The sequence below is a fragment of the Streptomyces sp. BBFR51 genome (assembly GCF_044591655.1).
In the GTDB taxonomy this organism is placed as follows: domain Bacteria; phylum Actinomycetota; class Actinomycetes; order Streptomycetales; family Streptomycetaceae; genus Streptomyces.
Genome location: NZ_CP172448.1, coordinates 6,315,939 through 6,341,001, shown reverse-complemented (window position 1 = coordinate 6,341,001; position 25,063 = coordinate 6,315,939). Strand labels below are relative to the sequence as shown.

General features: G+C 70.9%; 20 protein-coding genes. 8 read left to right on the top strand and 12 right to left on the bottom strand.

What is annotated here, in order from left to right; genetic code table 11:
- The first annotated feature begins 106 nt into the window (after nt 1–106).
- Nucleotides 107–2,563, top strand: a complete 2,457-nt coding sequence (locus ACGH7X_RS28985) for a DNA topoisomerase (ATP-hydrolyzing) subunit A (protein WP_399890138.1) — start codon at nt 107–109, stop codon at nt 2,561–2,563.
- Here the strand turns inward: ACGH7X_RS28985 and ACGH7X_RS28980 are convergent.
- Nucleotides 2,560–3,681 (bottom strand): CobW family GTP-binding protein, encoded by a 1,122-nt coding sequence (locus tag ACGH7X_RS28980; RefSeq protein WP_399890135.1) that lies wholly within the window; start codon nt 3,679–3,681, stop codon nt 2,560–2,562. The genes ACGH7X_RS28985 and ACGH7X_RS28980 overlap by 4 nt on opposite strands.
- A gap of 318 nt (nt 3,682–3,999) precedes the next feature.
- Here ACGH7X_RS28980 and ACGH7X_RS28975 point away from each other — a divergent pair, with 318 nt between their 5' ends.
- Both ACGH7X_RS28975 and ACGH7X_RS28970 read left to right on the top strand, forming a co-directional pair.
- Entirely contained in the window at nt 4,000–4,530 is a 531-nt protein-coding gene (locus ACGH7X_RS28975; RefSeq protein ID WP_399890131.1) for a DUF6082 family protein, read from the top strand.
- Nucleotides 4,531–4,679: 149 nt separating this feature from the next.
- On the top strand, nt 4,680–4,916 hold the full coding sequence (locus ACGH7X_RS28970; RefSeq protein WP_100048050.1) for a hypothetical protein: 237 nt from the start codon (nt 4,680–4,682) through the stop codon (nt 4,914–4,916).
- Nucleotides 4,917–5,056: 140 nt separating this feature from the next.
- On the opposite strand, the gene ACGH7X_RS28965 is transcribed toward ACGH7X_RS28970, so the two are convergent.
- A complete protein-coding gene (locus ACGH7X_RS28965) occupies nt 5,057–6,229 on the bottom strand; it encodes a citrate synthase/methylcitrate synthase (protein ID WP_399890127.1) in 1,173 nt (390 codons plus the stop codon).
- 113 nt (nt 6,230–6,342) lie between these two features.
- Here ACGH7X_RS28965 and ACGH7X_RS28960 point away from each other — a divergent pair, with 113 nt between their 5' ends.
- The 4 genes from ACGH7X_RS28960 to ACGH7X_RS28945 all read left to right on the top strand — a co-directional run bounded on the left by ACGH7X_RS28960 (nt 6,343) and on the right by ACGH7X_RS28945 (nt 11,035).
- Entirely contained in the window at nt 6,343–7,599 is a 1,257-nt protein-coding gene (locus ACGH7X_RS28960; RefSeq protein WP_399890124.1) for a citrate/2-methylcitrate synthase, read from the top strand.
- A 54-nt stretch (nt 7,600–7,653) separates the two neighbouring features.
- Nucleotides 7,654–8,598, top strand: a complete 945-nt coding sequence (locus ACGH7X_RS28955; protein WP_399890121.1) for a sucrase ferredoxin — start codon at nt 7,654–7,656, stop codon at nt 8,596–8,598.
- An 89-nt stretch (nt 8,599–8,687) separates the two neighbouring features.
- Nucleotides 8,688–10,358: an ATP-binding protein gene (locus tag ACGH7X_RS28950; protein ID WP_399890118.1), complete on the top strand. Its 1,671-nt coding sequence runs from the start codon at nt 8,688–8,690 to the stop codon at nt 10,356–10,358.
- The gene (locus ACGH7X_RS28945) at nt 10,355–11,035 is read left to right on the top strand and encodes a response regulator (protein WP_399890115.1); all 681 of its coding nucleotides are present in this window, start codon (nt 10,355–10,357) and stop codon (nt 11,033–11,035) included. The genes ACGH7X_RS28950 and ACGH7X_RS28945 overlap by 4 nt, the downstream gene beginning before the upstream one ends.
- Nucleotides 11,036–11,081: 46 nt before the next feature.
- Here the strand turns inward: ACGH7X_RS28945 and ACGH7X_RS28940 are convergent, their stop codons facing one another.
- The 6 genes from ACGH7X_RS28940 to ACGH7X_RS28915 all read right to left on the bottom strand — a co-directional run bounded on the left by ACGH7X_RS28940 (nt 11,082) and on the right by ACGH7X_RS28915 (nt 18,020).
- On the bottom strand, nt 11,082–12,674 hold the full coding sequence (locus tag ACGH7X_RS28940) for a cation acetate symporter (RefSeq protein ID WP_399890112.1): 1,593 nt from the start codon (nt 12,672–12,674) through the stop codon (nt 11,082–11,084).
- Nucleotides 12,671–13,246, bottom strand: a complete 576-nt coding sequence (locus tag ACGH7X_RS28935) for a DUF485 domain-containing protein (protein WP_399890109.1) — start codon at nt 13,244–13,246, stop codon at nt 12,671–12,673. Before ACGH7X_RS28935 ends, ACGH7X_RS28940 begins: the two co-directional genes overlap by 4 nt.
- Nucleotides 13,247–13,315: 69 nt before the next feature.
- Nucleotides 13,316–13,999 carry a response regulator gene (locus ACGH7X_RS28930; RefSeq protein ID WP_399890107.1) on the bottom strand — a complete coding sequence of 228 codons (684 nt, stop codon included), beginning with the start codon at nt 13,997–13,999 and terminating at the stop codon, nt 13,316–13,318.
- The gene (locus tag ACGH7X_RS28925) at nt 13,996–15,150 is read right to left on the bottom strand and encodes a sensor histidine kinase (RefSeq protein WP_399890104.1); all 1,155 of its coding nucleotides are present in this window, start codon (nt 15,148–15,150) and stop codon (nt 13,996–13,998) included. The genes ACGH7X_RS28930 and ACGH7X_RS28925 overlap by 4 nt, the downstream gene beginning before the upstream one ends.
- Complete coding sequence (locus ACGH7X_RS28920) at nt 15,147–15,671, bottom strand: DUF1453 domain-containing protein (protein ID WP_399890101.1); 525 nt, start codon at nt 15,669–15,671, stop codon at nt 15,147–15,149. Before ACGH7X_RS28920 ends, ACGH7X_RS28925 begins: the two co-directional genes overlap by 4 nt.
- Before the next feature lie 225 nt (nt 15,672–15,896).
- Complete coding sequence (locus tag ACGH7X_RS28915) at nt 15,897–18,020, bottom strand: type IIA DNA topoisomerase subunit B (RefSeq protein WP_399890098.1); 2,124 nt, start codon at nt 18,018–18,020, stop codon at nt 15,897–15,899.
- Between the two features lie 440 nt (nt 18,021–18,460).
- Between ACGH7X_RS28915 and ACGH7X_RS28910 the strand changes: the two genes are divergently transcribed.
- Nucleotides 18,461–18,691 (top strand): hypothetical protein, encoded by a 231-nt coding sequence (locus ACGH7X_RS28910; RefSeq protein ID WP_031035360.1) that lies wholly within the window; start codon nt 18,461–18,463, stop codon nt 18,689–18,691.
- Between the two features lie 111 nt (nt 18,692–18,802).
- On the opposite strand, the gene ACGH7X_RS28905 is transcribed toward ACGH7X_RS28910, so the two are convergent.
- The 4 genes from ACGH7X_RS28905 to ACGH7X_RS28890 form a co-directional block, all read right to left on the bottom strand.
- A complete protein-coding gene (locus ACGH7X_RS28905) occupies nt 18,803–19,657 on the bottom strand; it encodes a S1 family peptidase (RefSeq protein ID WP_399890094.1) in 855 nt (284 codons plus the stop codon).
- A gap of 135 nt (nt 19,658–19,792) precedes the next feature.
- Nucleotides 19,793–21,328: an RNA polymerase sigma factor gene (locus ACGH7X_RS28900; RefSeq protein WP_399890091.1), complete on the bottom strand. Its 1,536-nt coding sequence runs from the start codon at nt 21,326–21,328 to the stop codon at nt 19,793–19,795.
- Nucleotides 21,329–21,755: 427 nt separating this feature from the next.
- Complete coding sequence (whiH, locus tag ACGH7X_RS28895) at nt 21,756–22,643, bottom strand: sporulation transcriptional regulator WhiH (RefSeq protein WP_399890088.1); 888 nt, start codon at nt 22,641–22,643, stop codon at nt 21,756–21,758.
- Between the two features lie 164 nt (nt 22,644–22,807).
- Nucleotides 22,808–24,985 (bottom strand): ATP-binding cassette domain-containing protein, encoded by a 2,178-nt coding sequence (locus tag ACGH7X_RS28890; RefSeq protein ID WP_399890085.1) that lies wholly within the window; start codon nt 24,983–24,985, stop codon nt 22,808–22,810.
- Nucleotides 24,986–25,063: the final 78 nt, after the last annotated feature.

Here is a 25,063-nt window from a genome sequence, read left to right as displayed (position 1 = left end):
GCAGCCGGGCAGCCCGTGACGGGTCCTGGTCGGTCGCTGTCAGTGCCGCAGTCCACAATGGACGGCGTCAGATCACCGTTCACGCTTCAGCAAGGAGCCGGCAGCGATGGCCCGCCGTAGTACGAAGACCCCGCCGCCCGACGACTCGTACGAGGAGAAGATCCTCGACATCGACGTAGTCGACGAGATGCAGGGTTCCTTCCTCGAGTACGCGTACTCGGTCATCTACTCCCGTGCACTGCCGGACGCCCGCGACGGCCTCAAGCCGGTGCACCGCCGCATCGTGTACCAGATGAACGAGATGGGGCTGCGGCCCGAGCGCAGCTATGTGAAGTGCGCCCGCGTCGTCGGCGAGGTCATGGGCAAGCTGCACCCGCACGGCGACGCGTCGATCTACGACGCGCTGGTGCGCATGGCCCAGCCCTTCTCGATGCGCGTGCCCCTGGTGGACGGCCACGGCAACTTCGGTTCGCTGGGCAACGACGACCCGCCGGCCGCCATGCGGTACACCGAGTGCCGCATGGCCGAGGCCACCAGCCTGATGACGGAGTCCATCGACGAGGACACCGTCGACTTCGGCCCCAACTACGACGGCCAGGAGCAGGAGCCGGTGGCACTGCCCGCCGCCTTCCCGAACCTGCTGGTCAACGGCGCCTCGGGCATCGCGGTCGGCATGGCGACGAACATGCCGCCGCACAATCTGCGCGAGGTGATCGCGGCCGCCCGGCACCTGATCCGGTACCCGAACGCCGACCTCGAAGCCCTGATGAAGCACGTTCCGGGCCCCGACCTGCCCACCGGCGGCCGCATCGTCGGCCTGCCCGGCATCCGGGACGCCTACGCGACGGGCCGCGGCACCTTCAAGATCCGCGCGACGGTCACCGTGGACACCGTGACGGCCCGCCGCAAGGGTCTCGTCGTGACCGAGCTGCCCTTCGCGGTCGGCCCGGAGAAGGTGATCGCCAAGATCAAGGACCTGGTGGGCTCGAAGAAGCTCCAGGGCATCGCCGACGTCAAGGACCTCACCGACCGCGAGCACGGGCTGCGTCTGGTCATCGAGATCAAGAACGGCTTCGTGCCCGAGGCGGTCCTGGAGCAGCTCTACAAGCTGACGCCGATGGAGGAGTCCTTCGGCATCAACAACGTCGCCCTGGTGGACGGCCAGCCGCTGACGCTGGGCCTCAAGGAGCTGCTGGAGGTCTATCTCGACCACCGCTTCAACGTCGTCCGACGCCGCAGCGAGTTCCGCCGCAGCAAGAAGCGCGACCGGCTGCATCTGGTGGAGGGCCTGCTCACCGCCCTGGTCGACATCGACGAGGTCATCCGGCTCATTCGCTCCAGCGAGAACTCCGCGCAGGCCAAGCAGCGCCTGATGGAGCGCTTCTCGCTGAGCGACATCCAGACCCAGTACATCCTGGACACCCCGCTGCGCCGACTCACCAAGTACGACCGCATCGAGCTGGAGTCCGAGAAGGACCGGCTGAACGCGGAGATCGAGGAGCTGACCCGCATCCTCGATTCGGACGCGGAGCTGCGCAAGCTGGTCTCCACCGAACTGGCGGCGGTCTCCAAGAAGTTCGGCACCGACCGCCGTACGACGCTGCTGGAGTCGAGCGGCGCCGCCGTCGCCGCCGTGCCGCTCCAGGTGGCGGACGACCCGTGCCGGGTGCTGCTGTCCTCGACGGGCCTGCTGGCCCGCACCGCGAACGACGATCCGCTCGTCACCGAGGCGGGGGCCAAGCGGATCAAGCACGACCTGATCGTCTCGGCGGTGCCGGCCACGGCGCGCGGCGAGGTGGGCGTGGTGACGTCCGCCGGACGGCTGCTGCGGGTGGACGTCGTGGACCTCCCCCAGCTCCCGGAGTCCATGCCGACGCCGAACCTGGCGGGCGGTGCGCCGCTGGCGGAGTTCGTGTCCCTGGAAGACGACGAGGGGGTCGTCTGCCTGACCACGCTGGACGAGTCCTCGCCGGGCCTCGCACTCGGCACGGAACAGGGCGTCGTCAAGCGGGTGGTGCCCGACTTCCCGTCCAACAAGGACGAGTTGGAGGTCATCACCCTCAAGGAGGGCGACCGGATCGTCGGTGGCGCCGAGTTGCGCACGGGTGACGAGGACCTGGTCTTCATCACGGACGACGCGCAGCTCCTGCGCTACCAGGCCTCGCAGGTCCGTCCGCAGGGCCGTCCGGCGGGGGGTGTGGCGGGCGTCAAGCTCACCGACGGCGCCAAGGTCATCTCCTTCACGGCGGTGGACCCGGCCGCGGAGGCGGTGGTCTTCACGGTCGCCGGTTCGCGCGGCACGCTGGACGACTCCGTGCAGACCACGGCCAAGCTGACCCCGTTCGACCAGTATCCGCGCAAGGGCCGCGCCACGGGTGGCGTGCGCTGCCAGCGGTTCCTGAAGGGCGAGGACTGCCTGGCCTTCGCCTGGGCGGGCGCCACACCGGCCCTCGCGGCGCAGCGGAACGGCACGCCGGCCCAGCTCCCGGACATCGACCCGCGCCGCGACGGCTCGGGCGTGTCGCTGCCGAAGACGGTGTCGGTGGTGGCGGGTCCGGTCTAGGGGGTGTCTTGGGACGCGGGTGGCGACTCCTCGCCGCCCGGGTCCTCGCCGTCGGGGTCCTCGCCGTCGGCGTCCTGGACGTAGCGCAGGACGCCCCACATGCCGTGCTCGTCGGCGGGTGGGGCGTCGGCGTCCCGGCGGCACGCGTCGAGTTCCTCGCGGAGGGCCGGTGCGTCGATGCCGGAGCCGATGAGGACGAGCTGGGTGCGGCGGGTGTCGGCGTCGGTGTCGCCGGGCGTCCAGGGCTCCGGGTAGAAGCGCAGGAAACGCCCGACGGCGTGGACGGCGTACCGGTTCCGCGTGTCGTACGGGCCGAAGTCGACGTACCCCTTGATCCGGTACAGGCCCTCGGGCCGGCTGTCGAGGAAGCGCATGAGCCGGCGCGGGTCGAGCGGGAGGTCCGAGACGAACGACAGGGTGTCGTAGGCGGCATGCAGATGCCCCGCGTGGGCGCCGCCCCCCAAGTGGTCGTGCAGGTCGTCGAAGGACAGCTGTCCCACCCGCTCCCGGCTCGGCCTGCAGTCGTACAGGAACTCGGGGTCGACACGGCCGTAGGTCGCGGGCACGACGGCGGCGCCGTCGCCGAGCGACTGGACGAGCGCGAGCACGCGCTCGGCGTCGGGAGCGCGGTCGGTCTTGTTGACCACGGCCAGGTCGGCGAGCGCCAGGTGCCGGTCGATCTCGGGGTGTCTGGCACGGGTGTCGTCGAACTCGGCGGCGTCGACGACCTCGACGAGTCCGCCGTAGACGACCTGCGGCTGCTCGCTGGCGAGCAGCATGCGCACCAGTTCCTGCGGCTCGGCGAGACCGCTGGCCTCGATGACGACGACGTCGATGCCGGCCTCGGGCCGGGCGAGCCGCTCCAGGTACCCGTCGAGTTCACTCGCGTCGACGGCACAGCACAGGCATCCGTTGCCCAGCGACACCGTGGAGTCGCCGAGCGCGCCCGCGACGGCCATCGCGTCGATCTCGATCGAGCCGAAGTCGTTGACGATGGCGCCGATACGGCTGCCTCCGCTGCGGTGCAGGAGGTGGTTGAGGAGTGTGGTCTTTCCGGAGCCGAGGAATCCGGCGAGTACGACGACCGGGATCTGCTGCGGAGTCGGGCGCTGCCCCACCGTGCGACCTCTCTCTCACCCACGCGTACGCCGGCCCGCGCCGGGGCGTACATCCACGTACGGAATTGCCTGCTCAGGATACGAGCCGGCGGAGCACCCGCGGAGTGAACGATTGTTAGCAGCACTTGGTGGGCAGACGTTTTGCATGGCGCCGGGCCGTGCGACCCTCACTTCCCTCCGTGCGCCTCCTCTCCGCCTCCCCGCCGGTCAGCGCCGCTCGGCACCCTGGAGGCGGCAGCACCACGCATCGCTCACCGGTCCCCGTCAGCCGACCCGCACTCGACGACCGGCGGGCGGTCGCCTGATTCGGGGGTTGACATGGCCACACGGAAGAAGATCACGGGGAGGTTCGGCTCCGCCGCGGCCGGGATGCTGACGGCCGCGCGGCAGCGGCGACTGGACAGGGTCCGTCTGCACGAGCGGCAGCTGCGGCTGGAGGAGTCCGCGATCCGACGCGAGGCATTGCGGCACCAGCAGCGCATGCATTGGGAGTTGCTGAACAGGGCGATCGACGACCCTTCGCTGGCGGAGGTCATCGACACGTACGACAAGAGCATCCCGGCCGCGCGGCGCCGTCAGTTCCTCTACGCCAACGCCTGGTACACGCACCTGTACCACTGCTATCGAACGGGCCTGCTGGACCGGGAGGAGCTGTACCGCATCCTGCGCGAGTTCTTCCAGAGCCCCATCTTCCGGGAGTACTGGGACGCGTCCGAGCACATGCGCGCCTCCCTCAACGAGGCGTCGGAGGAAGCCCGGCTGGGCCGCATGGTCGACGGCCTCGTCCAGGACCTCGACGATGCCGACACCGACGAATGGTGGGTCGTGGGGACCCCTCCGACGGACTGACGGCGCCGACGAATCGTCCGAGCAGGTCAACACGGTCCGACGGCGGCGACACGACGGAGTGGGTTTTCAGCCATCCAGTCACTTGAGCCTCATGAACACCAGTAGCGTGTGCTCACTATCACTCTGGAGACTCATAAGGACCGGTACCTTTGAAGATCGTGCGCCGCATCGGTGTGCCTCCCAGCGCCAGGGGCAGTAACTCGGGATCCACCTGCCCCGACGTGTTCGAACTGAGCGACGGCAACTTCGCCGTCATCGGCACCGAGGCCACCGAGGCGCTGGAGCGTGAGTTGCCCGCCGACGCCGCCCGGGCCGACTACGAACGCATCGTCGTCGTCAGCCGGGAGACCCTCATTCGAGCCAAGGCGGACATCCCCGACGCCTGACGTCACCCCGTGTCTCCGGCCGCACCCACCGCCGACCGCGCACGGACCCCACCACCCGGCGAGCAATCCGGCACCCCGTCCTTGCTCGACGCTCCCCGACCAGGCCTGGCGCCCGAACGGCACCAGGCCGCTCGTGTTTCTCAGGCCACCGCGGGCACCCCAACCGGCGCCCCCGGCCCCACATACCGTGCCGCCGGACGGATGATCTTCGAGTCGCGCGCCTGTTCCAGGATGTTCGCGCTCCAGCCCACGACCCGCGCCGCCGCGAACGTGGGCGTGAACATCTCGCGGGGCAGACCGCACAGCTCCATGACCACGCCCGCGTAGAACTCGACGTTGGTGTGCAGCTCGCGCCCCGGCTTCAGCTCCGCGAGGATCGCCTCGACCTGCCGTTCCACCTCGACGGCGAACTCCACGCGCGGGCCGCCGAACCGCTGCGCCACCTCACGCAGCATCCGGGAGCGCGGGTCCTCCGTGCGGTAGACCGCGTGGCCGAAGCCCATGATGCGGTCGCCGACGAGCACCCGCTCGCGGATCCACGCGTCGATCCGTTCGGGCGTGCCGATCGCGTCCAGGGTGTCGAGGGCCCGGCTGGGCGCCCCGCCGTGCAGTGGGCCGGACAAGGCCGACACCGCACCGGCCAGGCAGGCCGCGACATCCGCACCCGTCGAGGCGATGACCCGCGCGGTGAAGGTTGACGCGTTGAATCCGTGATCAATGGTGGAGATCAGGTACTGCTCGACCGCTCGCGATCGATCCTCGTCCGGCACCTCACCGGTCAGCATGTAGAGGTAGTTCGCCGCGTACGACAGGTCCTCCCGGGGCTCCACGGGATCGAGCCCCCGCCCCAACCGGTGCAGCGCGGTGAGCAGTGTGGGTACGGCCGCGGCGGCCACCAGGGTGTCCTGGCGGCGCTCGTCTGCCGACAGGTCGTACACGGGCCCGAAGCCCTGGGCGGCGCCCAGCAGTGACAGGCCCGTGCGCATACCGGCGAGCGGGCCGGAACGTCCGCCGGCCGCGGCGATGGCGGGCAGGGCCGCGCGCACCGCGTCGGGGAGCCGGCGGAGCGCCGCGGTCTCGGCGGCGAAGGCGGCGCCGCGTCGGGCGTCGGGGAGTTCCCCGTGGACCAGGAGATGCCAGACGTCCTCGAAGCCACGGCTCTGTGCCAGCTCGACGGCCGAGTACTGCCGGTAGTGGTAGAAGCCCTCGAGCCCTCGCACGTCGCCGACCTCGGTGTCGGCCACCACGACACCGGCGAGCCCGCGCGGTACCTCGACGAGCGTCGCGGCGGCCGCGTTTCTGTTGACAGTCATGATTGCCTCCTCGAACTTGACCCCACTGTCCATACTTGACTGAGTCTCTGTCAATATTGATTGAATCAATCTAAAGCTCAAGGCAGACATCCTTCGATCGATACGGTGACCTCATGCGCGATCAAGAGCCCGACCACCCCGTCGGCAGCGAGCGGCGGCTGTCCACCAGGGAGGCCGCCGAACTGCTCGGAGTGAAACCCGAGACCGTGTACGCGTACGTCAGCCGCGGCCAGCTCGGCAGCCGGCGCACACCCGGCGGCCGGGGCAGCACCTTCGACCCCGTCGAGGTGCGGGCCCTTGCCCGGCGCAACCGGCGCGACGGCGCCGCTGCCGCCTCCGGCCATGAGTTGGCCGTGCGCACCCGTCTCACGCTCATCGAGAGCGACCGGTTCTACTACCGGGGCGTCGACGCGGTCGAACTCGCCGCCCGTCACACCTACGAGGAGGTGGCCGAGTGGCTCTGGACGGGGCGGCTGCGTCCCGGCATCACCTTCTCCGCCCCCGAATCCTCCGTGGCCGTCGCCCGCCGGGCCGTCGACTCCCTGCCCGAACACGCCGGTCCCACCGACCGGCTGCGCGTCGCGGCGATCGCCGCGGCGGTCGCGGACCCGCTCCGCTTCGACCTGTCCGAGGAAGCGGTGCTGGGCACCGCGCGCGTCCTCATCCCCACCCTCGTCGCCGCGCTGCCGCCCGTACTGCGCGACGGCACCGACGGGGACCCGATCGCCCGTCGCCTGTGGACGCGGCTCAGCGGACGGCCCGCCGACGAACCGACACTGCGCGCCCTCGACACGGCGCTCTCCCTCCTCGTCGATCACGACCTGGCGGCCTCCACACTCGCCGTACGCGTGGCCGCGTCGGCGCGGGCGCACGCCTACGCGGCCGTGTCCGCCGGGCTCGGCGTGATCGAGGGGCCGTTGCACGGCGCCGCCGGAGGGCTCGCCCACCGGATGCTGCTGGAGGTGCTCGACGTGGGCAGCGCGGCGCCGGTGGTGGCGGAGGAGCTGCGCGCCGGCCGGCGCATCCCGGGGCTCGGCCACCGGCTCTACCCCGGCGAGGATCCACGCGCGCGTGCCCTCTTCGCGCTCCTGGAGGAGATTCCCCGGGCCGCGCCCGCGCTCGCGGCGGCCCGGGACATCCAGGCCACCGCCGCCCGCCACGCCCCGCTGCACGCCAACGTCGACCTGGCGCTCGCCGTGCTCACCGCGTCCTCGGGCATGCCCCCCACCGCGGCCGAGACGATCTTCGCCGTGGCCCGTACGGCGGGCTGGATCGCGCATGCGCTGGAGGAGTACGGGGAGCGTCCGCTGCGCATGCGTCCCAGTGGGCTCTACTCGGGACCGAGACCGCCACGACCTCTGCCGGAGTAGCGCTCAGGCGCGGCTGGAAGTCACCACCGGGCAAGTCAGGTTAGGCTCACCTCTGTGAGTACGTGCTCAACCGTCTCCCGGGACCTCGACGAGCCCGTTTCGGGCACCGCACCCGTCGCGAGGACCTGGTTGCTACTCGAACAGCCCGGCCCGTGGGGCGCCAAGGCGCTCACTTCGAGCCACCTGGAACCCGCGCTGGGCCGTGCCCTCGAGGCGGCCGCGAAGGGGACGGGCGTACGCGTCGCGCTCATCCGCCGCCCCGGACGCCACGCGGACCGTGGCACGCCCGCAGAGCGCAGGGTGTACGCGGCCCACACCGTGCCGGGCAGGGTGTGGTTGCACGGCACCACGATCGGAGACCCCCGTCGGCTGCTCGACCTCGATTTCGCGGCACTCGGCCGGGGAGATCGCCATACCTTCGACTCGGTGCTCGACGGCGGGCCCCACCTGGGCGATCCGCTCGCCCTCGTCTGCACCAACGGCAAGCGCGACCGGTGCTGCGCACTCCTCGGCAGGCCTCTGGCGGCCGAACTCGCCGCCGGTGGAGCCGACGGCGTCTGGGAAGTCACCCACCTCGGGGGCCACCGTTTCTCGCCGACCGTGCTCGTGCTGCCCCACGGATACGTGTACGGCCGGGTGCGGTCCCACACCGTCGAGGAGATCCTGCACGGTGCGCGGGAGGGCCGGATCGTCGTCGAGGGCTGCCGCGGGCACTCCGCGTGGGAGCGCCCCGGTCAGGCGGCCGAGCTGGCCGTGCGGTCGGCCGCCGGCGAGGACGCGGCCGAGGCGCTGAGCGTCGTACGGACGGACGGTGCCGCACCGCGCTGGGAGGTGACCCTGGCCCACCGCGACGGCCGACACTGGCGCGTCACCGTCGTACAGAGCGCGTCGGCGCCGCCGCGCCCGGAGAGCTGCGGGGCGTCGGTCCTGGGCTCCCCCGCGCGGATGGAGGTCACCGAGGTGCGCGAACTGTCGGTGACGGCGGCGCTCGCGAGCTGACGTTCCGCTCCGGCCGGCGCCCAGCGAGCGGGAGATCCGCGCCACACCCCTCTACGGCATGCCGCCACCTCCCACGTACGGTCATGGGTATGAGCTCCACTCCCTCCGTACGCCGTCGGCGCCTGGGCCTGCCGCGGCGGGTGTTCTCGCAGGTCCTGCTGATGCAGCTGGCGATCGCCGCGGGGGTCGCGGTGCTCGCGACCGGGCTGTTCCTGGCACCGCTCGGCGACCAGCTGGACGACCAGGCGATGCGCAGGGCGCTGGCGATCGCGCAGACCACCGCGCAGCAGCCGCAGGTCGTACGGGACCTCGGGACCACCCGGCCGACGGCGGACGGCCCGGTGCAGTGGGAGGCGGAGCGGGTCCGCAAGGCCACCAAGGCGGAGTACGTCGTCGTGATGGACCGGCAGGGCGTGCGCTGGTCGCACACCGATCCGGCGCGGATCGGGGAGATCGTGTCGACCGACCCCGGGCAGGCCCTGGGCGGACGCGAGGTCATGGAGATCGACGACGGCACTCTGGGACGCTCCGCCCGCGGAAAGGTGCCGTTGCGTGACGGCGACGGCGAGATCGTCGGGGCGGTCTCGGTGGGCATCGCGTACGACAGCGTCCGGGCGCGGCTGATCCACGCCATTCCCGGCCTCTTCGCGTACGCCGGTGGCGCCCTGGCCGTCGGCGCCCTGGCGTCCTGGATCATTTCGCGCCGGGTGCAGCGGCAGACCCGGGACCTGGCCTTCTCGGACATCGCGGGGCTGCTGGCGGAGCGCGAGGCGATGCTGCACGGCATCCGGGAGGGGGTCGTCGCCCTCGATCGCGGCGGCAGGGTGCGGCTGCTCAACGACGAGGCGCAGCGCCTGCTCGGCATCGGCGGCGAGGCCGTCGGCCGCTCCCCCGACGAGGCGCTCGGCGCGGGGCGTACGGCCGACGTCCTGGCCGGCCGGGTGGCCGGAACCGACCTGCTGACCGTGCGCGGCCAGCGGGTCCTGGTCGCCAATCGGATGCCCACCGACGACGGCGGGGCCGTCGCCACACTGCGCGACCGCACCGAGCTGGAGCAGCTCGGCCGGGAGCTGGACTCCACGCGCGGTCTGATCGACGCCCTGCGCGCGCAGGACCACGAGCACGCCAACCGCATGCACACCCTGCTGGGCCTGCTCGAGCTGGAGATGTACGACGACGCGGTGGACTTCGTGGGCGAGGTGGTCGGCGACCACCGGGTCACCGCGGAGCAGATCACCGAGAGGATCCACGACCCCCTTCTCGCCGCCCTGCTGGTCGGCAAGGCGACCGTCGCGGCCGAACGCGGAGTGGCCCTGTGGGTCTCGGACCGGACGCGGCTGCCGGACCGTCTGGTCGACCCCAGGGGACTGGTCACGATCGTCGGCAACCTGGTCGACAACGCCCTCGACGCCGCCGCGGGAACACCGCACGCGCGCGTGGAGGTCGAGTTGCGTGCGCAGGGGCGCGCCGCCACGCTCACGGTGCGCGACACGGGCCCCGGGATTCGGCCGGACCATCGTGAGCTGGTGTTCACGGCGGGTTGGTCCACCAAGGAGCCGCCGGCACATCGCCGGCGCGGCATCGGGCTGTCGCTGGTACGCCGGCTGGCGGAGCGGCAGGGCGGCAGCGCGAGCGTCGACGAGGCGTACGGCGGCGGCGCGGAGTTCGTCGTCGTCCTGCCCGAGGCCCTGACCGAATCGGACCCGGGGTCCGCCCCCACCGCCCGTGTGACCGCCGCTGCCGAGAAGGAGTCCCGATGATCGAGGTCCTGGTCGTGGACGACGACACGCGGGTCGCGCGGGTCAACGCCGCCTACGTGGAGAAGGTGCCGGGCTTCCATGTCGCCGGTGAGGCGCACAGCGCGCTGGAGGCACTGCGCAGTGTGGAGCGGCTGCCCCGCCTGGACCTGATCCTGCTGGACCACTACCTGCCCGACCGGACGGGTCTGGAGGTCGTCCAGGAGATGCGGAGGCGTGGCCTCCAGACCGACGTGATCATGGTGACGGCCGCTCGGGACGTGTCGACCGTACAGGCGGCGATGCGCCAGGGTGCCCTGCAGTACCTGGTGAAACCGTTCGCCTTCGCCGGCCTGCGCGCGAAGCTGGAGGCGTACGCGGAGCTGCGCCGCACGCTCGACGGGGGCGGTGAGGCGGAACAGGCGGAGGTCGACCGGATCTTCGGCGCCCTGTCCGCGCCGTCGGAGCCGGGGCTGCCCAAGGGGCACTCCCCCACCACCGCCGAACTGGTGCGCCAGTGCCTGCTGAAGGCCGACGGGCCGCTCTCCGCCCTGGAGATCGCCGAGCGGACCGGCGTGAGCCGCCAGACCGCGCAGCGCTATCTGAAGCTCCTGGAACGCACCGGGCGGGCCCGACTGACACTCAAGTACGGCGACGCGGGCCGCCCGGAGCACCGCTACGAGTGGGCGACCCGCGCCTGAAAGGTCCCGTCGGACCAGAACGCCCGGAACCCGACGCTCCCGGTTCCTACACGGCCCCTGCCCCGGTCAGCGACCGCACCTCGGTCTCGGCGTGCTTGGCCTCGTCCGGGATCTCCGGCGAGGTGACCGTGCCCAGCCAGCCCGCGACGAAGCCCAGCGGAATCGAGACGAGGCCTGGGTTCTGCAGCGGGAAGTACTGGAAGTCGAGGCCGGGGAAGAGCGACTGCGGGCTGCCGGAGACCACCGGGGACAGCAGCACGAGCACCACGGACGGGACCAGGCCCCCGTAGACCGCCCACACCGCACCCCGCGTGGTGAAGCCGCGCCAGAACAGCGAGTAGAGCAGCACCGGCAGATTGGCGGACGCGGCGACCGCGAAGGCGAGACCCACCAGGAACGCGACGTTGAGGTCGCGGGCGAGCAGGCCGAGCCCAATCGCGACGGCGCCGATGCCGACGGCGGCGACACGGGCCACGGCGACCTCGCTGCGCGGCTTGGAGCCGCGACGCCGCAGGGACGCGTACAGGTCGTGGGCCACGGACGCGGAGGAGGCCAGGGTGATGCCGGCGACCACCGCGAGGATGGTGGCGAAGGCGACCGCGGCGACGACCGCGAACAGGACCGTCCCGCCGGTGGACTGCGCGCCGCCGCCCAGGTCGAGGGCGAGCAGTGGCACCGCGGTGTTCCCGGCGGCGTTCGACGCGCGCACGGTGTCCGGCCCGACCAGGGCGGCGGCACCGAAACCGAGCACGATCGTCATCAGGTAGAAGCCGCCGATGAGCCCGATCGACCAGACCACGGACCGCCTGGCCGCCCGTGCGGTGGGCACCGTGTAGAAGCGGGACAGGATGTGCGGCAGTCCGGCGGTGCCCAGCACCAGGGCGAGCCCCAGACTGATGAAGTCGAAGCGGGAGACCCAGTCCCCGCCGTACGCCAGCCCGGGCGCGAGGAACGCCTCACCGTGACCGCTGCGTTCGGCGGCCGAGCGCAGCAGACGGTCGATGTCGCCGTGGAAGCGCACCAGGACGAGCGTGGTCAGCGCCACGGTGCCGCCGAGCAGCAGCACCGCCTTCACGATCTGGATCCAGGTGGTGGCGCGCATCCCGCCCAGCGACACATAGATCACCATGAGCGCGCCCACGCCGATGACGGTCCACGTCCGCGCCGCCTCGGTCGTGCCGCCGAGCAGCAGCGCGACCAGGCTGCCCGCGCCCACCATCTGCGCCACCAGGTACAGAACCGAGACGGTGACCGAGGAGGTCCCCGCCGCGATCCGTACCGGCCGCTCCCTCATCCGGGCGGCCACGACGTCGGCGAGGGTGAACCTCCCGCAGTTGCGGACCAGTTCGGCGACGAGGAACAGGACTACGAGCCAGGCCACCAGAAAGCCCACCGAGTACAGCATGCCGTCGTACCCGTAGAGCGCGATCAGTCCCGAGATGCCGAGGAAGGACGCGGCCGACATGTAGTCGCCGGCGATGGCAAAACCATTCTCCATGGGTGAGAAGAGACGGCCGCCCGCGTAGAACTCCTCCGCCGAACCGTGCCGGTGGCGGCCCGCCCAGGTGGTGATCCCGAGCGTGACGGCGACGAAGGTGCTGAACAGCAGCAGCGCCAGCGTCTGATGGTCGCCCGTCACGACGCACCGCCTTGCATCCCGCGCGTCAGCTCCTGGGTGTCCCAGCGCAGTTCGAGCGCGGCCCGGTCCCTGCGCAGCCGGGCATGACGCGCGTAGGCCCAGGTGAGCAGGAACGTGGTGAGGAACTGCCCGAGCCCCGCGACCATCGCCACGTTCACCGCGCCGGCCACCGGCCGGGCCATGAGGGCGGGTGCCGTCGTGGCGGCCACCACATAGGCGACGTACCAGAGGAAGAAGGCGGCGACTGCCGGGATCACGAACCTTCGGTACCGACTGCGGACCTCCTGGAAGGCCGCGCTGCGCTGAACCTCCAGATACACGTCGGCCGTGGCCCGGGGCGGCTGCCCCGCTTCCCGGCGCATCGGTGGCAGCGCCTGCTCGGGGGCTCCCGGACCGGCCGACTCGCCCCAGCCGGAGGCGAGTGCGTCGTACCACGGGTCGTCGTACCGCGGCTCGTCGTGCCGCGGGCCGGGGGCCGTCTCGACGTAGGCCCTGCCCGGCACGGCGCGGTGGTGGACCGCGCGTTCAGGACCGCCCCTGGCACCGCGTGGCCGATCGTTGCTTGACTGCATGCCCAAGGATGGACAGAACGGGAAGATCCCCGACTCTTCTTCCCCACGCACTTCACCCCATCAGGTGATTCATCCCCCTGGTGGCCGCACCAGCCCCTTCCCATAGGCGTAACGCACCGCCTGAGCACGGTCCTTGATGCCTGTCTTGGAGAACAGGTTGTTGATGTGGGTCTTCACCGTCGCCGTGGAGACGTGGAGTCTGCTCGCGATCTGGTGGTTGTTGAGCCCCTCGGCGATGAGCACCAGCACCTCGGTCTCCCGGGTGGTGAGCCCGTCCGGTGGCTCGGGCGGCCCCTCCCGCCGCGGCTCGGACTCGGACAGGCGCTCCAGCAACCGCCGCTGGATGCTCGGGGCGAGTCCCGCATCTCCGGACAGGACGCTGTGCACCGCCCGGACGATCTCGTCGCCGCCGGCGTCCTTGGTGAGGTAGCCGCGCGCGCCCGCCCTCAACGCGGGGAAGAGTGACTCGTCGTCCGCGTACGTCGTCAGCACGACGATCTGTGTCGCGGGGTGTTCGGCCCGGATGCGGCGGGTGGCCTCCACCCCGTCGCACCTGGGCATGCGCAGGTCCATCAGCACCACGTCCGGAGCGAGTTCGGCGACTAGGCGCACCGCCTCCTCTCCGTCGCCGGCTGCGCCCACGACCTCCACTCCGGGCAGCAGTCCCAGCAGCATCACGATCCCCTCCCGCACAACGGTCTGATCGTCCGCGACCACCACCCGTGCCGGGCTCTGCCCTGCCTCCTCCGTCATACGGGCACCTTCAACGTCACCACGAACCCCTCCTCGCCCGGACCTGCCCGCAGCGAGCCGCCCAGCAATTCGGCACGCTCCCGCATGCCCAGCAGACCGTACCCACCTCCGGTGCCGGTGGGTTCACCGGACGAGCCTCCCGAGTCCCGCACGTCCAACAGCACTTCGTGGGCGCCGTAGTCCAGCCGCACCCGCACTCTGGCGCCGGGGGCGTGCCTGCGGGCGTTCGTCAGCGCCTCCTGGGCGACCCTGCGCACGGCCTGCGACGCCTCGGCCGGCAGCGGTCTGCGATCCCCCGTAATGGTGACCTCGGCATCGCCCTCGGCCGTGTCGACGAGGCAGGCAAGGAAGTCCTCCAGCGGCGTCAGCTCGCCGCGCAGCGCGGACAGCGCCTGCCGGGTCTCGGCGAGCCCGTCGCGGGCCATCCCCCGGGCGGCCACCACCCGGTCGAGGATCTGCTGCCGGTCCGCGTCCCGCTCGATCAGCAACCGGGCCGCCTCCAGGTGCACCATCTGGGCCGAGAGGCTGTGCGCCAGCACGTCGTGGATCTCCCGTGCGATGCGGGCCCGTTCCGCGAGCGCCGCGGACTGCGCCTCGGCCGCCCGGGCGGCCCGCTCCTGGGTCAGCAGCCGCTGTGCGTTCCCCCGTGCCTCGGCGTCGAGTCTCAGGACGTATCCGGCCAGAGCCAGTCCTCCCGCCGTCGCCGCCGAGGTCAGCCATGCGTCGTCGCTGATCAGGGCGTAGGAGACCAGGCCCGCCGAGGCCACGGGCAGCGCGGCCGCGATGGGCAGCCGTTCCAGGGCCAGGACGGCGCAGCCGCACCAGATGACCAGTGCGGGGACCCGGAGGCCGACGGGCTGGACGACGGCCGCGATCGCGAGCATCACGGCGACGAGGGCCAGGGACGGCCACAACCGGTGCGCGAGCGTGGTCCGGAAGAAGGCCCATGCCACGCCGACGGCGACCAGCAGACCCACGGCCGCAGCGACCGCGCCCCACCCGTGCAGAGGGCTGCTGGTGAACGCGCCCCAAAGCAGCACCCCGAACACCACCGCACGCACCGCCCAGGCGAGCAGGCGCCGGGGACGGGAGATCCCCTCGTGCAGAAGCGCCTCCCTGGAAGGCCACCTCGTCCAGACGTTCTCCGTCACGCGGGCTCCTTCCAGGTGGGCCGGGACACGGCGTCACCGTACGCGGGACCGGGCGTCCCAACCGGACGCGTGGCCTGAACGCGCCAGGCCAGGAGGCCGGACCGGACCAGTAGGGTCGCCGCGAGGGCGAGCAGGAGGGCGGAGCTGTCCTGGCGCACTTCCAGGGCCGCGCCGACCCCGAAGAGACCGGCGCGCAGCGCGATGCCGATCATCCACACCGCGACGCTCGCCCGGCTACCTCTGCTCCACACCGCACCGTCCGCCTCGACCCAGATCCGGGTGGTCCAGGCCCAGCCCGCTCCGGTGATCAGGCCGATGAGTATCTCGGCGGCGAGCAGCAGCACGGAAGCGGTGTGGTGGTGGGCGTCGATCACGCCCGGTTCGCGAAGGGCGACGATGCCCAGCACCACGGGCAGCACCCACCAGCGCCGGTCGGTGTCGATCCGGCTTGCGCGGAACTGCCGGGCGATCACCACGCCGGCCACCGCCGTGATCACCAACGCGTCGACGAGCCCGGACATCGTGCCTCCGTGAGCGGAAGAAGGTGATGCCGGCGGCGGATCCGCCGACGCCTTCGACGTTACGGAAACGGCGAGGTCACGGGATCGGAGCCCGGGTGGATCATGGGTGGAGCCCGCGAGACACGGAAGTCCACCCAGGGGTGGACGGAGCGTGCCGGACGCACGCCCATACAGGGAACCGGGCCCGGTTCTCGCTCCCGGGCCCGGTTCGATCACTGAGTGTGATCACGCGTCGATGCGCGACCTGTCCAGCGTCGCCGCCGAGTTGGAGATGAATTCCTTGCGCGGTGCGACGTCGTTGCCCATCAGGAGATCGAAGACCTGCTCCGCGGACTCCAGGTCGGTGAGGTTGATCCGGCGCAGGGTGCGGCGCCTGGGGTCCATGGTCGTCTCCGCCAGCTGGTCGGCGTCCATCTCGCCCAGGCCCTTGTAGCGCTGGATCGAGTCCTTGTACCGGATGTTCTTGCTCTGGAACTCCATGAGCTTGTCGCGCAGCTCACGGTCCGAGTATGTGTAGACGTACTTGTCCTGGCCCTTCTTCGGCTGGACGAGCTCGATGCGGTGCAGTGGCGGCACGGCGGCGAAGACCCGCCCCGCCTCCACCATGGGCCGCATGTAGCGGTGGAAGAGGGTCAGCAGCAGGGTGCGGATGTGGGAGCCGTCCACATCGGCGTCGGTCATCATGATGATCTTGCCGTAGCGGGCCGCGTCGATGTCGAAGGTACGGCCGGATCCGGCTCCTATGACCTGGATGATCGCCCCGCACTCGGCGTTCTTCAGCATGTCCGTCACGGACGACTTCTGGACGTTCAGGATCTTGCCGCGGATCGGCAGCAGTGCCTGGAACTCGGAGTTCCGGGCGAGCTTCGCCGTACCCAGCGCGGAGTCTCCCTCGACGATGAACAGCTCGCTGCGGTCGACGTCGTCGCTGCGGCAGTCGGCGAGCTTCGCGGGCAGCGAGGAGGACTCCAGGGCCGTCTTGCGGCGCTGGGCGTCCTTGTGCTGGCGGGCGGCAATGCGGGTACGGGCCGCGGCGACGGCCTTCTCCATGACCACCCGCGCCTGCTGGGCCGCGTCGCGCTTGGTGGAGGTCAGGAACGCCTTGAGTTCCTTGGTGATGACGTTGTTCACGATACGGCGGGCCGCCGAGGTGCCGAGGACCTCCTTGGTCTGGCCCTCGAACTGCGGCTCGGCGAGGCGGACCGTCACGACGGCCGTGAGCCCCTCGAGGGCGTCGTCCTTGACGATGTCGTCCTCGGCGACGCGCAGCATCTTCTTGGTCCGCAGCACCTCGTTCATCGTCTTGGCCACCGCCTGCTCGAAGCCGGCGACGTGGGTGCCGCCCTTGGGCGTGGCGATGATGTTGACGAAGGACCTGAGGGTGGTGTCGTAACCGGTGCCCCAGCGCATCGCGACGTCGACAGCGAGGTCGCGGGTGACCTCGGTGGGCGTCATCTGGCCGTCCTCGTCCAGGACCGGGACCGTCTCCTTGAAGCTGCCCTGCCCGGTGAAGCGGAGGACGTCGCAGACGGGCCTGTCACCGGCCAGGAACTCGCAGAACTCACTGATGCCGCCGTCGAAGCGGAAGGACTCCTCGCCCTTGCTGCCGCCGTCGCCGAGGCCGAGCTCGTCGCGGACGACGATGGTCAGGCCGGGCACCAGGAACGCGGTCTGGCGGGCCCGCTGGTGCAGCGTGTCGAGGGAGAGCTTCGCGTCCTTGAGGAAGATCTGACGGTCGGCCCAGTACCTCGTACGCGTACCGCTGCGGCTCTTGGGGATCTTCTTGGCCTTGCGCATCCCGTTCCCGGCCTCGAACTTGGCGTCCGGGCCCGCTCCCGCGAACGCGCCCGGGACTCCGCGCCGGAAACTGATGGCGTGGGTGTGCCCGCCGAGGTCCACCTCGACGTCGAGGCGGGCGGACAGGGCGTTCACCACGGAGGCGCCGACGCCGTGCAGACCGCCGGAGGCGGCGTAGGCGCCGCCGCCGAACTTGCCGCCGGCGTGCAGCTTGGTCATGACGACCTCGACGCCGGACAGGCCGGTCTTGGGCTCGACGTCGACCGGGATGCCCCGGCCGTTGTCCCGGACCTCCACCGAGGCGTCGTCGTGGAGGATCACCTCGATGTGGTCGCAGTAACCACCCAGGGCCTCGTCGACGGAGTTGTCGATGATCTCCCACAGGCAGTGCATCAGGCCACGGCTGTCGGTGGATCCGATGTACATGCCCGGGCGCTTGCGTACGGCCTCGAGCCCCTCGAGGACGAGCAGGTGCCGCGCGGTGTAATTGGATCCGTCCCGGTCTGCTCCTGCCAGCAGCGCAGTGGACGGCACGGATGTCTCGGCGGTCACGCGGTTCGCTCCTCGCTGAATTTCAGATGGGGCCCCGCTGGGTAAGGGCGCGGCTCGGTTCACCGGTCAGAGGGTACCGAGGCCTGGTAGAGCCGTTGTAACGCCACCCTCGTCACGGACTCACCCTAGTCCAGGGTCGTATGCCTGTTCGATCCCTCGATGGGGTGAAGTACACATCACGTTCCCTTCGACGCATGAACCATTTAGGCTCCGGGCACGTCCTCATGAACAAACCGGCAACCCAGCCGGCGGGACCGACACTGACCGACTGCGCGAACCCGTACGACACAGAGACACGCAATACGGCACATTCGCCGCCAATCGGCAACAGCCGACCCCTCGGAAAGTTTTTTCGAGGAAAAGCCACGAGCGGGAACGTTTTGGGGCTGGTTGGATGTTGACCCTGGTACGACAGCTCGTCGAGCTAGAGAAGAGGCGACGTGACTACTGTTCTGACTTCCGCAAGCCCGCTGACGGCCGCTGATCGCTGCGACCGCTGCGGCGCCCAGGCATACCTGCGCGTCGTCCTGCTGAGCGGCGGAGAACTGCTCTTCTGCGCCCACCACGGTCGCAAGTTCGAGCCGGAACTCAAGAAGATCGCCGCTGAGATACAGGACGAGACGGAGCGGCTGACGGCCGTTCCGGAATCTTCCGCCGAGGAAGAGCGCTGACACTACGCGCCCGACGACGAGCCGACTCGGCACAGGCCGATGAGCGGGCGGCCGCCTCCGGACCACGGAGGCGGCCGCCCGTGCTCGTGCCCAGAAGGCTCTCAGTGGCCGTCAGACGCCCTCGCGCTGCCGCGTGGCAGTGTCCCAGCCCAGCGTCCGCACTATCGAGGAGACGCGCGTGTACACCCCGGGACTGCCCGGGCGTCCGCAGCCGCTCCCCCAGGACACGAGACCGATGAGCCGACCCCGGCCGACCAGCGGTCCGCCGCTGTCGCCCTGGCAGGCGTCACGGCCTCCGGCGTCCTCCCCGGCACAGAGCATGGTGCCGGAGAGATAGCGCCCGTCGTCGCTTCCCGGATAGGCCCGCTCGCAGGATGCGTCGGGAAGCACGCGCACCCGAGCCGCCCGCAGGCCGTTCGCGTAGTCCCCGGCACCCGAGGTGTCCCCCCAGCCGTAGACGAGAGCTCCGGTGTCCGGCGTGTACGCGGGGTCACCGTCCGCCGCCATCCCTATGACCGAGTCGGCGGGAAGAGCTTGGGAAAGGGTGAGCACCGCGAAGTCGCCGGCGTTGCTGACGCCGTCATACTCCGGGTTCACCCAGACGGCACGGACGGGGATCTCCCGGCCCTGGTCCGACAGCAGATCGGTCCGGCCGGCGATGACCCTCAGGTCGTCCACCTGCTCCGGCGGCGACCCGAGAACCTCCTCCCCCAGACAGTGGGCCGCCGTGAGCACGGTGGTCCGGCCGACGGCCACTCCCCCGCAGAACTGTCCCGCCCGCGTACCTCCGAACCGGTCACGACTGGACAGGGCGACGGTCCACGGACTGTCGGACACTTCGACCGGAAAGCCTCCGACGACGATGCTGTCGGCGGCCGCGGGGGCGGCGGACCCCAGCGGTATCGCGGTCGCGGCGGCCGCCAGGACCAGCGGCCGGGCCAGTGCCCGGGCAAAGAGACGACGCATGCGGGCTCCTCACTCCTAGGTGGTCATGAGACACCCACAGTGATCCAGTGCGCCGTGCCGCGCACCCGCTGCCCAGCGCGAAGGCCCGGTTCCGCACCTGGCGGGACCGGGCCTTGTCGCTCGTACTGCCGCGACCTAGTCGAGGTAGTCGCGCAGCACCTGGGAGCGCGACGGGTGACGCAGCTTCGACATGGTCTTCGACTCGATCTGGCGGATGCGCTCGCGCGTGACGCCGTACACCTTGCCGATCTCGTCGAGGGTCTTCGGCTGACCGTCGGTGAGACCGAAGCGCATGGAGACGACGCCCGCCTCGCGCTCGGACAGGGTGTCGAGGACGGAGTGCAGCTGCTCCTGCAGGAGTGTGAAGCTGACCGCGTCGGCCGGGACGACTGCCTCGGAGTCCTCGATGAGGTCGCCGAACTCGCTGTCGCCGTCCTCGCCCAGCGGGGTGTGCAGCGAGATGGGCTCACGACCGTACTTCTGGACCTCGATGACCTTCTCCGGGGTCATGTCGAGTTCCTTGGCCAGCTCCTCCGGGGTGGGCTCGCGGCCCAGGTCCTGGAGCATCTGGCGCTGCACGCGCGCGAGCTTGTTGATGACCTCGACCATGTGCACCGGGATACGGATGGTGCGGGCCTGGTCGGCCATCGCGCGGGTGATCGCCTGACGGATCCACCAGGTGGCGTACGTGGAGAACTTGTAGCCCTTGGTGTAGTCGAACTTCTCCACCGCGCGGATCAGACCGAGGTTGCCCTCCTGGATAAGGTCCAGGAAGAGCATGCCGCGGCCGGTGTAGCGCTTGGCCAGGGAGACCACCAGACGGAGGTTGGCCTCCAGCAGGTGGTTCTTGGCGCGGCGGCCGTCCTCGGCGATGATCTCCAGCTCGCGCTTGAGCTTGGGCGCGAGCTTGTCGGAGTTCGCCAGCTTGTCCTCGGCGAACAGGCCCGCCTCGATGCGCTTGGCGAGTTCGACCTCCTGCTCGGCGTTGAGCAGGGGAACCTTGCCGATCTGCTTCAGGTAGTCCTTGACCGGGTCGGCGGTGGCGCCGGCCGCGGCGACCTGCTGGGCCGGAGCGTCGTCCTCGTCCTCGTCGGACAGCACGAAGCCCGCATTCTCGGTGCCCTCGGGCTCCTCGGTCGCGGCCTTCGGCTCCTCGGCCGCCTCGTCCTCGAGAAGCTCGCCGTCTTCCTTCTTGGCCGTGGTCTTCTTGGCCGCCGTCTTCTTGGCGGTCGTCTTCTTCGCTGCCGCCTTCTTGGCGGTCGCCTTCTTGGCCGCCGCCTTCTTGGCGGGCGCCTCTTCCTCGACGGCCGGCTCGGTGGCGGGCGCCGTCGGGGCGGGGGCAGGGGCGGTGGCCTTCCTGCTGGTCACCGCCTTCGCCGCGACCGCCTTCGTGGCGGTGCGCTTGGCGGGACTCTTCGCTGCGACGCTCTTTCGGGTGCGCTTGGGCTCTGCGGCACTGACCATCAGCGTCACACCCTCTTCCTCGAGGATCTGGTTGAGGCTGCGCAGTACGTTCTTCCACTGAGTGGCCGGAATCTGGTCAGCTTCGAAGGCCCGACGCACGTCATCGCCGGCGATCTGCCCCTCAGCCTTTCCCCGCTCGATGAGCGCCATCACAGAGACGGAATCGGCGATCTCCGGCGGGAGCGTACGGGATGTGCTGGCCGACACGAACAACCTCTCGGAACGTTGAAAAACGGCTTCCGGCCCCGTCCACGGTGGACTGGAGCCGACCACCGGCTTGGGGATGGGCCGACGGTGCGGGCGGGCCGGGGAGATGCACAGCGCCGTGAACGGCGTCCGTATTCCCTCCGCGGCTGTCACCTCTTAGGTCATCGTGTTGTTCCCAAGAGCGTTACGCCCAATCCGCGTGGCCCGAGTCACACCCCGTAAGCGATCAAAATCGGTCAGACACGGATAAACAAGGTCATCAACTCGTGCATCCCGGCCGCGCTGGGAGGCTCAGCCTCTCATCACACCGTCGGACCCCGTGGAGTCGCTGGTGACTCCACGGGGTCCGACGGTGACGGCGAACGACCGGCCACTGCCACAGGAGGGGTTTGGCGTGCCCGGCCCCCGCCGTTCCGGCGGAAGGCGGTCAGTGCTCGCGGGGGGCGGGCACCACGCGTTCCACCTCGGGGTGGACGGTCAGAAGTTGACGCATGGCCGACTCGGCCGCCGCGCCGTCCCCGGTGGCGAGGGCGTCGACGATCCTGCCGTGCTGTGCCAGCGACACGTCGTTCGGCCGGTCACAGCCCGTGACCGGGCCACCGGAGACATGGAGGGCGGCGGAGACGATCCCCGAGAGGTGGTCCAGCATCCGGTTGCCCGCGATCTGGATGAGCAGGGTGTGGAACTCGGCATCGGCACGCGAGAAGGTGAGGGCGTCGCCCTGCCCCATCGCATGGCCCATGATCCCGACCATGTCGGAGAGCCGCTGCTGGACGTCCTCGCGCCCGTGCCCGGCGGCCAGGCGCGCGGCGAGCGGCTCGATCGTCCAGCGCAGCTCGCTCAGCTCGCGGCGCTGGTCGTCACGCTGCGGCCCGAAGGCACGCCATTCGATGATGTCCGGATCGAGGAGGTTCCAGTCGCTGACGGGACGCACACGCGTGCCGACGTTCGGACGGGCACTGACCAGGCCCTTCGCCTCCAGTACACGAAGGGACTCACGGACCACGGTGCGGGAGACCTCGAAACGCTGGCCGATCTCCTCCGGCACCAGCGGGCGGTCGGCACCGAGGTCGCCCGAAACGATCATCTGGCCCAGCTGCTGGACGAGTTGCCCGTGCAGTCCGCGGCCACGGTTGCCCGTGGTGCGCCGGCCCACGCGGCCCAGCTCGGGCTCCACCCCTTCCCAGGAGGGCGCCCCGACGCGGTCGACGGGGGGCGTCTCGGCGTACGGGTAGCGGTCGAGTTCGCCCGGGTTCGCGAGGCCGGAGTCGGCGGAGCGGGCGGCGGTCATCATGGTGTGCGCAAGGGTACTCACGCATCCTTTGTCGGCGCCGTTCCCAACTCCCTTGAGGTCTTTGGTGAAAAGCACACGAAAGGGTGATCGCTCACCCCGTCGCAATTGACGCCTTATCGGAAAGAAATGGGCTTTCCCCGGGGAGTTGCGCACACGGTCGGAACGGAAGCGTGAGACACCCGTCCTCAAACCTTGCTGCGCAAGGTCATGAGCAGATAGGCGCAGAGCAGAGCGGTCAGTGACAACGTCATTGCGCCGCCGACCGGTTGGACGACCAGGCGCAGCACGTCCGCCACGTACCGCTCACCACCGAAGGGCCACTGCGTCAGGAGGACCTCGCGCACCCGCATCGGGAAGCCGGCGGCCGTCCGTACGGACGGGCCCTCCCAGGCCTTCTGTACGAGTGGTACGACGACGACCGGAACGGCGACCACCGCCGCCAGCCCGGCGGTGGTGGACCGGAAGACACCCGCGGCGAGCACGCCGGACCACGCGCACCCGATCACGAGCCCGAGCCAACCGGCGCTCAGCGCGGGCCAGTCGGCGGGAACCTCCGCGAGCTCCTGTCCGTAGAACAGACGCAGCACTTCGGCGTCGCAGCCCACCGTCAGGGTGGCCAGCACCATACCGACGGCCGCGGAGACGAGGAGTTTGGCGGTCAGCAGTCCCATTCGGCGGGGCACCGTACCGCGGTCCGCCGCGAGGGCGGGGTGGCGGAACTCGTCGCCGAAGGCGAGCGCGCCGAGCAACCCCGCCCCCAGCGCCGCGGGCGGCAGCGGGAGCTCCCGCGGCCACGCGGCCAGGAGCCGCGCCTGGGGCGTGTGTCCGACGCGGGCCAGGACCACGGCGGTGACCGCGGACACGACGAGTACGGCCGCGCCGGTGATGAACCCAGTACTGACACCCGCCGCACGACGGAGTTCGTAGCGGAGCGGACGGAGCGGGCTGGGGGCGGAGCGGACGGAGATGGGGGGCGGAAGCGCGGAGGCCGTTTCCCGGGACTTCGCCGTGCCGGGGACGAGGACGGCGAACGGGCGCTGGCCTTGAGCGGTTTCGGCCGCCGGGGCCTCGCGCAGTTCGAAATGCTTGGCGGAGGCGGAGGCGGAGGCGGAGGCGGAGGCGGAGGCCGCGGCGGGTGCGAGGGCGTGGCGGGGCCCAGGGGCTCTATGGAGGGCGGCGCCGGGCGCGGAACCGTCCGCGCCGGTGTCTGTGGCGGCGTCTGTGGCGGGGGAGGCATGCCCCGGACTCCCAAGGGGTCGTCCGTCGTCGGGAGCCGACTGCGCGGCGTCGGCTGGAGGCGACGAGGGGCCGCCGGGCCGCGGACCGACGGCGCCGGGGGACCTGAGCGGGTCGGTCTCCACCGAGTCGGCGGAGGCCGGGTGCGGTGGTCCCGCGGGCGACGGGCGGGTGCCACCCGGCCTCTCGACGTCCCGCACCCGAACGCCGTCCGTCTCCTGTTGCCGGGCCGCGGGAACCGCACCGGCTCCAGGACCCATGTCACCGATCTCGTCGGCCAGTTGGTGTACGAGGATCCCGTGGCGGAAGGCGGACTCGCCGATGTCAGCGCACGTACTCCCGTATACCGCGAGCCGGTTGCCGCCCTCGCGTACGACCTCGACGGAACGGCGTGCCGCGCGCGCCTCCTTGGCCAGGAGGGCAGCGAGACGGACCGCGTGCGGACTGCGGACGGCGACACGGGGGCGCAGCCGGGTACGGGAGAAGTCCGCGGCCTCCTGGTCGGCGACGACTCTGCCCCGCTCCAGGGTGACGACGTGGTCGGCGTTGTGTGCGGCCTCCTTGGGGTCTGCCGTGCTGAACAGGACGGTGCCTCCCTGGGCGGCGTGGGCACGCAGCACGCCGTGGAGCGTACGGGCCTCACGGGCGGAGAGTGCGCCGGCGGGGTCGTCGAAGACCAGGGTGTGCGGGTCGGGCACCAGGGCGCAGGCCAGTCCGAGGCGTCGGTCCATGCCCCGGGAGAGGGTGCCGAGGCGTTCGTCGCGCAAGCTCACGAGACCGACCGACTCCAGGACTTCGTCGGCCCTGCGGACCGGGACGCCGGCCGCCGCGCAGAGCATGCGGAGATGGCCGCGCACCGTACGGGCCGGGTGCCCCGGGACGTCTCCGAGCAGCACACCGACCTCGCGCGAGGGGTGGGCGATGCGGTGCAGGGGGCGGCCTCTGAAGTAGGTGAGACCCCGGCCGCGTTGGAGTTCGAGCATGAGTCTGAGTGCCGTCGTCTTGCCGGCGCCCGATGCTCCGAGCAGTGCGGTGACGCGGCCCGCGCGCGCCTCGAACGAGACGTCGTCGACGGCGGGCGGAAGCTCCTTGCGGGGGTTGCTGGTCAGTCCGAAGGCCTGGATCACCCGTAGCAAGATAGCGTGCCATATCCGGTTTTTCGGGCATCGCACGGCCTATCGCACCGGTTACCGGGCACGGCGCCC

Bases quoted from the DNA above. Each gene is read 5' to 3' on its own strand.
- ACGH7X_RS28950 (WP_399890118.1), top strand. From the start codon at position 8,688: ATGAGCTCCACTCCCTCCGTACGCCGTCGGCGCCTGGGCCTGCCGCGG.
- ACGH7X_RS28945 (WP_399890115.1), top strand. From the start codon at position 10,355: ATGATCGAGGTCCTGGTCGTGGACGACGACACGCGGGTCGCGCGGGTC.
- ACGH7X_RS28935 (WP_399890109.1), bottom strand. From the start codon at position 13,246: ATGCAGTCAAGCAACGATCGGCCACGCGGTGCCAGGGGCGGTCCTGAA.
- ACGH7X_RS28975 (WP_399890131.1), top strand. From the start codon at position 4,000: ATGGCCACACGGAAGAAGATCACGGGGAGGTTCGGCTCCGCCGCGGCC.
- ACGH7X_RS28905 (WP_399890094.1), bottom strand. From the start codon at position 19,657: ATGCGTCGTCTCTTTGCCCGGGCACTGGCCCGGCCGCTGGTCCTGGCG.
- ACGH7X_RS28960 (WP_399890124.1), top strand. From the start codon at position 6,343: ATGCGCGATCAAGAGCCCGACCACCCCGTCGGCAGCGAGCGGCGGCTG.
- ACGH7X_RS28920 (WP_399890101.1), bottom strand. From the start codon at position 15,671: ATGTCCGGGCTCGTCGACGCGTTGGTGATCACGGCGGTGGCCGGCGTG.
- ACGH7X_RS28930 (WP_399890107.1), bottom strand. From the start codon at position 13,999: ATGACGGAGGAGGCAGGGCAGAGCCCGGCACGGGTGGTGGTCGCGGAC.
- ACGH7X_RS28965 (WP_399890127.1), bottom strand. From the start codon at position 6,229: ATGACTGTCAACAGAAACGCGGCCGCCGCGACGCTCGTCGAGGTACCG.
- ACGH7X_RS28985 (WP_399890138.1), top strand. From the start codon at position 107: ATGGCCCGCCGTAGTACGAAGACCCCGCCGCCCGACGACTCGTACGAG.